Source organism: Kribbella sp. CWNU-51, assembly GCF_054073265.1.
In genome coordinates, this window is the sequence record NZ_JBSXMZ010000007.1 from 843,999 (window position 1) to 854,440 (window position 10,442).

A 10,442-nucleotide genomic window follows, 5' to 3' on the forward strand; every position below is an offset into this window, starting at 1 on the left:
GGCTACCACTAAACCTGGAGGGGGAGCAATGAACGGAAGAGGACAGCGGACGGCGATCGTGGTGTGCCTGGGCGGCGCCGTACTGCAAGTCGGCTACGGAGTGGCCGCGATCGTCGTCGGATATCCGCGGATCACCGATGCCGGCTTCGAGCTGGTCTGGCTCGCGGTCAACCTCGGGATGATCGGCGGCGTGATCGGCTGGCTCCAGCTCGACGTGGCCAGGCCACGACGACTCGCCCGGGTCGCAGGCGCCGCTGCGATCGCCGGCTATCTCCTGCGCGTCGCGGTATCGATCTGGCTGATCACCGATCCGTCGGCTCCGGCCGACGCGGCGATCGTCGCGAGCATCCTCCTCATGTTCGCCGGCCTGGCGACAGTCGGAGTGTGCACTGTCCGCACCCGTCAGCTGAGGGGCTGGGCCGCCTGGGCACCGCTCGTGACCGTCGCGGCCGGCCTGTTCACCGCGTCCTGGTACTCCATCGACAAGCCCACCCATTTCATCCTGCTGGGTCTGCTCTGGGGCGCCAGCTGGCTCGCGCTGGGCCTCACCCTCGCCCGCCTGCACGCCAGAACCATCACACCCACCAGCCCGCCCACCACCCCAGCTCGTCAGCCGTCGTGAGCCATGTCCACAAAACGGGAGTAGTGGCCCTGGAAGGCTACGACGACCTCGGCGGTGGGGCCGTTGCGGTGTTTGGCGACGATGAAGTCGGCTTCGCCGGGGCGGGTGGACTCGCGCTCGTAGGCATCCTCACGGTGGAGGAGGATTACTACGTCGGCGTCCTGCTCCAGGGAATTATGGACAGCGATGCCTTCGGCTACGAAGTTGTGGGTGCCTAGGACGGTGGCGTCGTACACCTCCTTGTCGCCGAGGCTTTCGACCGACGTGATGGTGTCCCAGAAGATGTCGTTGGTGGCGAGGACCTCGAGGTCGGCGTTGTCGAGGATGTCGGCGACCTTGGCGAGGCGCTGTCGGCTCGGGGCGTGCTTCCACATCGTCGAACCGGAGAACTGGGTGCCCATGGCCGCGGCGAACTCGCGATGGGTGACGTTGCGCTCGGCAAGGACTTCGCGGACCCGCGACCAGATTTCCTTCGGCACCGTGTCGAGGTTGGTGTTGCCCTTGACGTCGCGCAGGGCTGTCGCGACCTCCAGTACCTTCAGGCCACGCAGACCGTGTACGCCGATCTGGTCGCAGAAGCGCAACTGGTTCTCGGCGCCGTAGATGTGCAGGTGGTACGAGTCGCGGTACCCCTCCTTCTTCGCGGTCTTGATCCGGCTGAAGATGTTGTGGCGGAGGAGGAGGCGGGCGAGGTCGTCGACGAGGCGGCGGCTGGTGCTGGCGTAGTAGACGCGGCCTTGGCCGACCTTGGCGTCCCAGCGAACGGAGCCGTCGGTGGCCCAGAGGTGGCGGATGAAGTGGGCGACCTGCTCCTTCGGCAGCCCGAAGATGCCGGCGGGGATGAACTTCTCGTGACTGCGTAAACCGAAGAGACCCAGGTCGTCGAGCCAGGCGGCGATCGGGTTCCGCTTGCCGCGGGCCAGCCGGTACGGCGCGGGGAGGCGCAGGGTGGTCACCCGGGCGGCGGCGTACTCGTCCCGTACGGCGGTGATGCCGAAGCGTCGGTGGGCAGCGTCGGCGACGGCGGTCAGGTTGGCCTCGTCGATGCTCGCGTAGCGGATCGGCTGGCGCTTGACGAACGAGCCGTCGCCGAGCAGGTGAGCGAGCAGCGTGATCTCGTCCTCGTCCCACGGCTTGAGCTCGAGCGGTGGTGGGACATGCCGGAGCGATCCCAACCGGGAACCCGGGACCAGCTCGCCCAGCGGCTTCCAGCCGTCGTACGTGAGGAAGGGGTGGTTCGCGGTGGCCTTGATCTCGCGGCCGGAGGCGAGCTTCAGCCGGAAGACCTCCTTCACGCCGCTCGGGAAAGCGTGTGTGAGCGTGCGCGGCACCAGCTTCAGCCGGTCATCCAACGACCAGACGGGGATGTCACGCGCGTCCGTTGCCAGCAGCTCGCCGAGCGAGATCTCCGCACCGGTGTCCGCGCGCAGGAGCCGGGTGTCCGCGGTCAGGCAACCCGATTCGCGGAGGTCGGAGGCCATGGGGCGTTTGTCGGAGCGTTGTTCGGAGCCTCGGTTCAGCTGGCAGATGGCTACTACGGGGAGTTCCAGTTCTTTGGCCAGGAGTTTGATGGAGCGGGAGAACTCGGAGACTTCGAGTTGGCGGGACTCGACCTTCTTGCCGGACGTCATCAGCTGGAGGTAGTCGATGACGATGAGGCGGAGGTCGTGGCGTTGTTTGAGGCGGCGGGCCTTCGCGCGGATCTCCATCATGGTGAGGTTCGGCGAGTCGTCGATGAAGAGCGGCGCCTCGGAGACCTCGCCCATCTTGCGGGCCAGCCGGGCCCAGTCCTCGTCGGTCATCTTGCCGTTGCGCATGTGGTGCAGCGGCACCTTGGCCTCGGCCGAGAGCAGACGCATGGTGATCTCGTTGCGGCTCATCTCGAGCGAGAAGATGCATGAGGTCAGGCCGTGCCGGATCGACGCGGAGCGGGCGAGGTCCAGGCCCAGGGTGGAGTTGTGGGTCGGGACCATCGTCTTGCCGGCCAGGTACAGATGGTCGGGGTTGTCCACCTCGACGCAGCGGACCGGCACGCTGTCCACAGCGTCGATCCACTCGATCCGCCGCTCACCCTCACCCGACAGCGCGGCCGGAAAACCGTGCCCGGTGATCTGGCGCGGCGCCGACCCGGGGATCGGCGGTGTCAGCCCGGGACTCGCGGACATCGCCGTGTGCAGGTCAGCGGTCGTGCAGACCACCGGGCGGCCGCCGTCCTCGACCACCCACTGGTGGTCGGCGTCGGCGACGATCGTGCTGCCATCGGAGAAGGACAGCCGGAAACACGGCCGGTCCACCATCACCTCGGTCGCCGCGACCACAGTGGTCGGCTGGCCGTTGACGTCGAGGAGCTGATCGCCGACGGCAACCTCGCCCATCGTGGTCCAACCGGACGGCGTCGGCAGGGCGGTATCGAGGGCGAGCGCCTTCCCCATCGCGGGACGGGCGGCGACGATGATCATCTGACCGGGGTGCAGGCCGTTGGTCAGCTCGTCGAGATCGGTGAACCCGGTCGGTACGCCGACCATCGCGTCGCCACGGGAGTCGATCGCCTCGATCTCGTCGAGAGCGCCCTCCATGATGTCCTTCAGCGGCGCGTAGTCCTCGGTGGTCCGCTTCTCCGTGACGGAGTAGATCTCGGCCTGCGCCTCGTCGACGACGTCGTCGACCTCACCCTCACCGGCATACCCGAGCTGGACGATCTTCGTGCCGGCCTCGACCAGGCGGCGCAGGATCGCCTTTTCCCGGACGATGTGCGCGTAATACCCCGCGTTCGCCGCGAGCGGGACGGAGGCGACCAGGGTGTGCACGTACGGCGCGCCGCCGATGCGGGCCATCTCGCCCCGGCGGTTCAGCTCGGCGGCGACGGTGATCGCGTCGGCCGGCTCGCCCCGCGCGTACAGGTCGGTGACCGCGTCGAAGACTATCTCGTGGGCCGGGCGGTAGAAGTCCGTGCCGCGCAGGGTCTCGATCACGTCGGCGATCGCGTCCTTGCTCAGCATCATCGCGCCGAGCACGCACTGCTCGGCCGCCAGATCCTGCGGCGGCGTGCGGTCGAAGCCCATCTCCGGGTTGCGCTCTTCCTGGCCGCCGCCCTGTCCCCCGCGGAACTCCGCCACGCTCACTTCGCCCGACCTCCTCGCCGCCCAACACCGAATGCCGGGCTCGAACACCTGATCGAATCTTAGCTCTGCTCGCCGACACTTTCCGCCCCGCCGGAACGAGGGTCCCCCCGGCGCCATCCGCGGGCGGGCTCGCCCCCGAGACTGCGGGCGGACGGCGTCAGTCACGCGACCGTACGCCGGTCTGGTCACCGGGTGGTAGCCGGTCGTCCACAGGGGGGTGTGGACGAACTGTGGGAAACCCGGTGAACGGGTGTGCACAGGTTGGGCACAACCCTGTGGATATCTGGGGACAACGGTCCACAACATCCCTCTGACCTGCACTTTCACTCATTCACAACTGTGGAGAAGAAAAACTTTGCGTCCTTTTTCCGGAGTGCGGGATCCGGAGTCTGTGCACAGCCGAAGTCAGGCACAATAGGCCGCATGCTCATGACATGCCTCCGTCCCCAGCCGACGGCACGGTGACGGGTCGGACCGGACTGCGTCGACTGATCGGGGTCCAGGACAAGGAGATCCTCCGGCTCGCGGTCCCCGCGTTCTTCGCCCTGGTGTCGGAGCCGCTGATGCTGCTCGCGGACTCGGCGATCGTCGGGCACCTCGGTACGCCGCAACTCGCCGCGCTCGGTGTCGCGGGGACGATCCTGCAGACGCTGGTCGGCGTCTGCGTGTTCCTCGCGTACGGCACCACCTCGTCCGTCGCCCGGCGGATCGGGGCCGGTGATCACCGCGGCGCCCTGGCTCAGGGGATCGACGGACTCTGGCTGGCGTTGCTGCTGGGCGTCGTACTGGCGCTGGCCGGGCTCATCCTGGCGCCGGCCGCCATCGCGGCGTTCGACCCATCCGCGGATGTGGCGGGTCACGCGGTGACCTATCTGCGGATCTCCTGTTTCGGGATCCCGTCGATGCTGCTCCTGCTCGCGGCGACCGGCGTACTGCGCGGTTTGCAAGACACCAAGACGCCCATGATCGTCGCCATCAGCGCCAACCTCGCCAACATCGGCCTGAACGTCCTGCTGGTCTACGGCCTCGACCTTGACATCGCCGGCTCGGCACTCGGTACGGCGCTCGCCCAGACCGCAGCCGGTGTAGCACTCGTCGTGGTAGTCGTCCGCGGCGCCCGGCGCGACGGCGCCAAGCTGCGGCCGGACCGCCCCGGCATCCTCGCGTCGGCGCAGATGGGCGTGCCGCTGATCGTCCGCACCCTGACGTTGCGCGCGGCAATCATCCTGCTCGCCTTCGTCGCCACAGCCTTGGGTACGACGTCGGTCGCGGCACACCAGGTCGCGTTCACCCTCTGGTCCTTCCTGGCCCTCGCGCTCGACGCGATCGCCATCGCCGCCCAGGCGCTCACCGGCCGATCGCTGGGAGCGGGCGACGTGGCCGGCACTCGGGCGATCACCCGCCGGATGATGTGGTGGGGCCTGTTCTCCGGACTGATCGGCGGCCTCGCTCTGTGGGGTCTGCGCGACCTCTACGTCCCCTTGTTCAGTTCGGATCCAGAGGTACGCAGTACTCTCGCCGCCGTACTGGTCGTCGCCGCACTCTGGCAACCGGTGAACGGGGTCGTCTTCGTCCTGGACGGCGTACTCATCGGCGCGGGCGACGGACCGTATCTCGCGGTGGCCGGCGTCATCGCGCTCGTGCTCTATGTACCGCTGGCGCTGTGCGTCCTGTGGCTCGGCGGTGGCATCGTCGCGCTGTGGTGGGCGTTCGGTGTTTACATGCTGCTGCGGCTGCTCACCCTGATCACCCGCGAGCGCGGTGACGGCTGGCTGGTGACTGGGGCTACCCGCTGACCCCGGGGTGCGGCATCGTGGAGCCGGAGGAAAGGAGCGGCATGGCCGACACCGACGAGGAGACCGTCGCGCTCGAGCCCGACCACGCGCAAGGCGACGACGACACCGGGGCCGCGAGCGAGCGGCACGGAGCCCGCGCCTGGGAGCGGGACGGCGAGCGTCCGGCCGCTGTGGTCGGGCCGACTCCGGAGGAGGAAGAGGCCCGCCGCCAGGAGGAGCTCGACCAGGCCCGCGACGAGCGGATCGAGCTTGCGACCCGGGACGAGCGGGTGCTGGAAGAGGTCCGCGAGCGGCGCGAGGTTCTCGACGCCACCGCGGAGACCACCGAAGCGATCCGGCTGGCCGAGATCGCCGAGTCGGACCGCGACCGCTACCGCCGCGACGCCGGGGCCGAACGCCGGCAGGCCACCAGCTACTGGGCCCATGGCAACCATCTGCTCGACGAGGCGGCTGCCAGACCCGACGAGCCCGGCGCGGACGCCACCGCCGCGGCCGGCCGCCGCTACCAGCGCGCCGCCGTCCGCGAGGACCGGGACGCGGACCGCGACGACGGCATCGCCGATCGGTACGACGAGGAGGCCCGGCAGCGACGCGGTGAGGCACAGCCGCCCGCCAGCGAGGCCGTCCGCAACCCACCGGCTGAGGCACCACGCGCCCGCAAGTTCGTGCGCAAGCAGCTCAAGCAGAAGGTGCACGACCGAAGCACCCAGCCCGACATCGGATTAGGTGACTAAGGCTCGATCTTCTGGACGTGGATGATCAGTAGGTTCGCCGCGACCACCACGACGAAGATCACGGCGAGCAGCGGGTGCCCGAGGCTCCACAGCGCGGCACCCGCCAATCCGAAGACGACGACCTTCACGATCGCCCTCACCACCGGAGTGCCGCGGGACGCGGTCGGCGCGGCGAACAGTCCCCACAGCACCGCGGCGACGACCGGCAGGCCGATCGCGAGCAAGAGCTTGAGCGGAGTACTGGAGACAGCCTCCCAGCCCCACCAGGCGAAGATGCCTAGGGCAACCAACTCGGCCAGGAAGGCCAGCAGCAGGTTGCCCCATTTCCACATCTCAGATGCCGCGGAGGTTGGGCTGGCGCTGGTCGAAGAACAGGCCCGCGGGCGGTTCCTCCACCGGCAGCGGCGGGATCGGGTAGTCGGTGTGCGCACCCCGGCAGGCCGCGAACGGGCCGTCCGGGTCGAGCAGCGCCATCATGTGCGGGTCGGCGTGGTCACGCCACCAGACCGACATCCCGGTCGCCGGGTCGAGCCGCAGGTGTTCCCAGGCGCGCCAGATCGAGTCCAGCCGGCTCAGCGCCTCGGCATGCCGGTACCACTCCGGGCACCAGATGTACTGCTGCCCGATCCGTCGGGTGTACAGGTAGATCAGCCGGTCCTCGACGAACGCCGCGACATGCGGGTAGAAGAGCTCCTGTTCACCATCCACCGCGCTGCTCCTCGTTCTGCTCCCAGACCGGCTTCTCCGGACCGCGCGGAGCGGGCGCCTGCTGGGTGCCGGCCGAGACCCACGGGTTCCCGCCGGCCTGCGGCGCGGGCGCACCGGACGCTCCCGGGTCGTACTTGGCCAGCGAAGCCTTCACCGCACCGGCGTCCGGCCGGGTGAACCACGGCACCGTCTTCACCATCGTCGCCGGGATACCGGACGGGAACACGACCGCGCGCCCGGGCGGCATCGCGGCCAGGTCGGACACCTCGAGGATGTTGTGCCGCTGGGTCTGCCGGCTGGTGCCGCGCTTGCCCTCGTTGTACGAGACCGAACTGGAGACGATGTCGTAGTCGCCGATCAGCTTGCTCAGCCGCTCGAGGAAGTTCGAGTCCGAGGCGCCGCCGCCGTACACCCGGATGTTGGCGGCGGACCAGAGCTTCTCCATGCCGTGGTCGCCCCAGCACTCCTGGCCCTGCGCCCACGACTGCAGGATCGTCATCAGCACGATGCCGCGGGAACCGAAGTGGCTGTAGAGGTCGGGCAGGTTCTTCCAGCGGCAGACGTTCGCGGCCTCGTCCAGTACGCCGACCAGCGGGCTCGGCATGCGGCCCATCGGCATGCCGCGCGCGTACTGCTCGGCCGCCTCCACGACGGCCACCGTGAGAGCGGTGACCAGCGGGCCCGCCGTACCGGCGCCTTCCTTGGAGAGGCTGTACAGCGTGCCGCCCTGGCGGACGAACTCGTGCGGGTTGAACTGCGGGCGCGTGTCGTTCGGGCCCTGCGGGATGACCCAGCGGGTGACCTTGCGGTTGACCAGGAACATCGCACTTTGCTGGGCGGTGCCGTAGACACCGGCCCGCTGCTTGTCCGGCGCGTTGATGACCCCGGACAGCGCGTCCGCGGACAACTGCAGGCCGGGGGTGTTGCGCAGGATCCGCTCGGGCTCGTCGTTCCGCTGGTCGGCCAGCCAGGAGTAGACCTGGGTGATCGGGCGCTTCGCGACCGCGGCCGCGAGCAGCAGCCCGGCCAGCAGATCGGTGCCGGCGGCATCGAAGAACGCGTCGGTCTGGGCGGTCTCCTTGCGCTGCGAGGCGACGAAGTGCTCCGCCATCTCGCGCGCCTTGGTCTCGTCGGTGATGTAGCTGAGCGGGTTCCACCACCAGTTCGGCGGCTCCTCGCAGACCTCCTGCGGGTCGAACACCCAGACCGGCCCGCGCTCGGACCGCGGCCCGCGGGTGGCGTCGACGATGTCCCGCTTGTTCGACGTGGCGACCACTGAGCCCGGCGCGTCCAGGATCGCCGGCACGGCGCGGGACGTGGTCTTACCGGTCCGGGGACCCCAGATGTCGACGTGCATGTCTTCCCAGGACCCGAAGACCTCGAGGTTGTCCCGGACGGTCCGGCCGATCAGGATGCCGGGACCGGCGTGCCCGGCGCCGAGCCGGTTGGCGATGTCCTGCGCACCCTCACGGGTGAGCTTGTAGATCTCGGACCGCTTCGACATCAGGAACGCCTGCTTGTCCACCCGGCCGACCGAGGACCGCTGGTTCCGGACGAAGAACCAGACGCCGCCGGCGAGCCCGAGCAGCACCAGAACCTCGAGGATGAGGACGCCGGTGGCCGCGCCGGACCACATCAGCCGGCCCTTGATCAGGTCGGCCAGCGCCCTCATCGGGTTCGGCACCGGGCGGGTGTTGTTGATCCCGGCGGCGATCTTGAGCGCGCCCCACACGCCGACCACGACGATCGCGAACAGGCCGATGCCGATGAAGACCAGGATCGACTCGGCGGACAGCCCGCCCGGTCCGGTGCTCTTCTTGCCCTGGGCCATTACTCGTCAACTCCCGTTCGGGCGACCACTCGGGTACTGGGATCGGGCGGCGGCAGCATCGCCGGGTCGTCCAGGCTGTACTGCCCGACGATCTCCTCGGTGCCGTCGGGGGCGACCTCGACCTTCAGCGGCTGGCCGTCGGCGCCGGTCTTCCACAGCTTGTTGGTGTCGTTGATCTCGCGCTCGACCGAGGTGAGGCCGACGTGTACCGGGATGCCCGGGCGGCCACCCACCTTGACCAGGAAGTTGCCGCGGCCGGGTGGCGCGGCCTCCTCACCGGTGGCCGGATCCCACGCGGGCGGGTCCTGCCAGCCGATGAGCATGTTCTGCTCTTCCTGGGACATCGGCACGACCTCGGTCAGGTTCTCCATCTCGGCCCGCGGCAGACCGCCGCAGATGACCATGCCGGAGCGCTCGACGAAGCCCTTCGCCTTCATCCGGTCCTCGGGGTGCTCCAGCGCCAGCAGGTCGGACATGGTGTGCGAGATCATCGCCATGCCGACACCACGCTGCCGGTTCAACCGGGTCAGCGCGTCGACGCGGTCGACCAGACCACGGCCGGCCCGTAGCACCCGCCAGAGCTCGTCGAGGATGACGAAGTAGTGCCGCCGCGGCTCGAGGCCGGCGTCGGCCAGCGCCTGCGAGACCGCAACCGCTCCGAAGCCGTACGACCAGCAGGCCAGCAGTACGGCGGCCTGCAGGTTCGTCTCGGAGTCGTCGATGTTGGACACGTCGAACACGACCGGACGGTCCAGCTGCATCGGGTTGTCGGTCTGTTCGGAGAAGATCTCACCCAGCCGGCCACCACCGACCAGACCGATCAGCGACGCCTCGAGGCCCTCGGTGATCTGCCGGTACCGGTCGAGGCTGCCGCGGTCCAGGGCGACGTTGCGGACCCGGTCCGGTGCCTCCTGGACGACTTGGAGCAGGTCACGCAGCACCGGCGTACCGGCGTATCTCTCGTCGAGGACCTTGAGGGCCTCGTCGATGATGGTCTCCTCGCGGTCCGTCGGAGGGGCCGAGCGCATGATCGAGATCAGCGCCGACACCATGGTCTGCCGGCGGCCGTGCGCGTCCGCCTGGATCGCCTCGCGGGCCTTGCCGGTGAGCCGGAGCGCGGCCTGGCGGGACTCGCCCGGGTCGAGCACGTTCAGGTGACCACGGCCGCGGCCGAGCTGGATGACCTGCCCGCCGAGGGCCTCGATCAGGTCCTTGTAGTCGGGCTTCAGGTCGCCCAGCACCAGTGGCTGGATGCCGTAGCCGGCCATGCCGAGCGCCATCCGGCGGGTGATCGTCGACTTGCCCAGACCCGGCTTGCCGAGCACGAACATCGACGGGTTCGAGATCAGTTTGGCCCGCATGAACCAGCTGATCGGATCGCAGCACATGGTCGCGCCGGACAGGATGTTTCGCCCGATCGGTACGCCGACCATCGGGCTGCCGGTGCCGGCCGAGAACGGCCACATGCCGCAGACCTGCACCGTCGTACCGCGCCACTCGGCCGGAGCCTGCAGGTAGGTCGAGTAGCCACCGCCCGGACCTGGCCAGCCCCGCGGCATGGGGCGCTTGCCCCGGCGCGACGGGTCGACCGGCTTCTTCGTCTTCTTGCTCACTGTGACTCCCCAGATG

8 protein-coding genes are annotated in these 10,442 nt (G+C 69.2%); 3 read left to right on the forward strand and 5 right to left on the reverse strand.

The window, feature by feature from the left end:
* Window positions 1-28: 28 nt before the first annotated feature.
* Window positions 29-622, forward strand: a complete 594-nt coding sequence (locus tag ACXC9Q_RS12590; protein WP_457056654.1) for a hypothetical protein — start codon at window positions 29-31, stop codon at window positions 620-622.
* On the opposite strand, the gene ACXC9Q_RS12595 is transcribed toward ACXC9Q_RS12590, so the two are convergent.
* Window positions 610-3,744, reverse strand: a complete 3,135-nt coding sequence (locus tag ACXC9Q_RS12595; protein WP_457056655.1) for a replicative DNA helicase — start codon at window positions 3,742-3,744, stop codon at window positions 610-612. The two genes, ACXC9Q_RS12590 and ACXC9Q_RS12595, sit on opposite strands and share 13 nt — an antisense overlap.
* 434 nt (window positions 3,745-4,178) lie before the next feature.
* Here ACXC9Q_RS12595 and ACXC9Q_RS12600 point away from each other — a divergent pair, with 434 nt between their 5' ends.
* Window positions 4,179-5,540, forward strand: a complete 1,362-nt coding sequence (locus ACXC9Q_RS12600) for an MATE family efflux transporter (protein WP_457056656.1) — start codon at window positions 4,179-4,181, stop codon at window positions 5,538-5,540.
* 41 nt (window positions 5,541-5,581) lie between these two features.
* Window positions 5,582-6,274 (forward strand): hypothetical protein, encoded by a 693-nt coding sequence (locus tag ACXC9Q_RS12605; protein ID WP_457056657.1) that lies wholly within the window; start codon window positions 5,582-5,584, stop codon window positions 6,272-6,274.
* Here the strand turns inward: ACXC9Q_RS12605 and ACXC9Q_RS12610 are convergent.
* The 4 genes from ACXC9Q_RS12610 to ACXC9Q_RS12625 are packed head-to-tail and all read right to left on the reverse strand — an operon-like array spanning window position 6,271 to window position 10,426.
* Window positions 6,271-6,606 (reverse strand): YrdB family protein, encoded by a 336-nt coding sequence (locus ACXC9Q_RS12610; protein WP_328524762.1) that lies wholly within the window; start codon window positions 6,604-6,606, stop codon window positions 6,271-6,273. The genes ACXC9Q_RS12605 and ACXC9Q_RS12610 overlap by 4 nt on opposite strands.
* A gap of 1 nt (window position 6,607) precedes the next feature.
* The gene (locus ACXC9Q_RS12615; protein ID WP_328524763.1) at window positions 6,608-6,982 is read right to left on the reverse strand and encodes a DUF4913 domain-containing protein; all 375 of its coding nucleotides are present in this window, start codon (window positions 6,980-6,982) and stop codon (window positions 6,608-6,610) included.
* Window positions 6,972-8,813 (reverse strand): type IV secretory system conjugative DNA transfer family protein, encoded by a 1,842-nt coding sequence (locus ACXC9Q_RS12620; protein WP_457056658.1) that lies wholly within the window; start codon window positions 8,811-8,813, stop codon window positions 6,972-6,974. Before ACXC9Q_RS12620 ends, ACXC9Q_RS12615 begins: the two co-directional genes overlap by 11 nt.
* Window positions 8,813-10,426 carry an ATP/GTP-binding protein gene (locus tag ACXC9Q_RS12625; RefSeq protein ID WP_457056659.1) on the reverse strand — a complete coding sequence of 538 codons (1,614 nt, stop codon included), beginning with the start codon at window positions 10,424-10,426 and terminating at the stop codon, window positions 8,813-8,815. Before ACXC9Q_RS12625 ends, ACXC9Q_RS12620 begins: the two co-directional genes overlap by 1 nt.
* Between the last annotated feature and the right edge of the window lie 16 nt (window positions 10,427-10,442).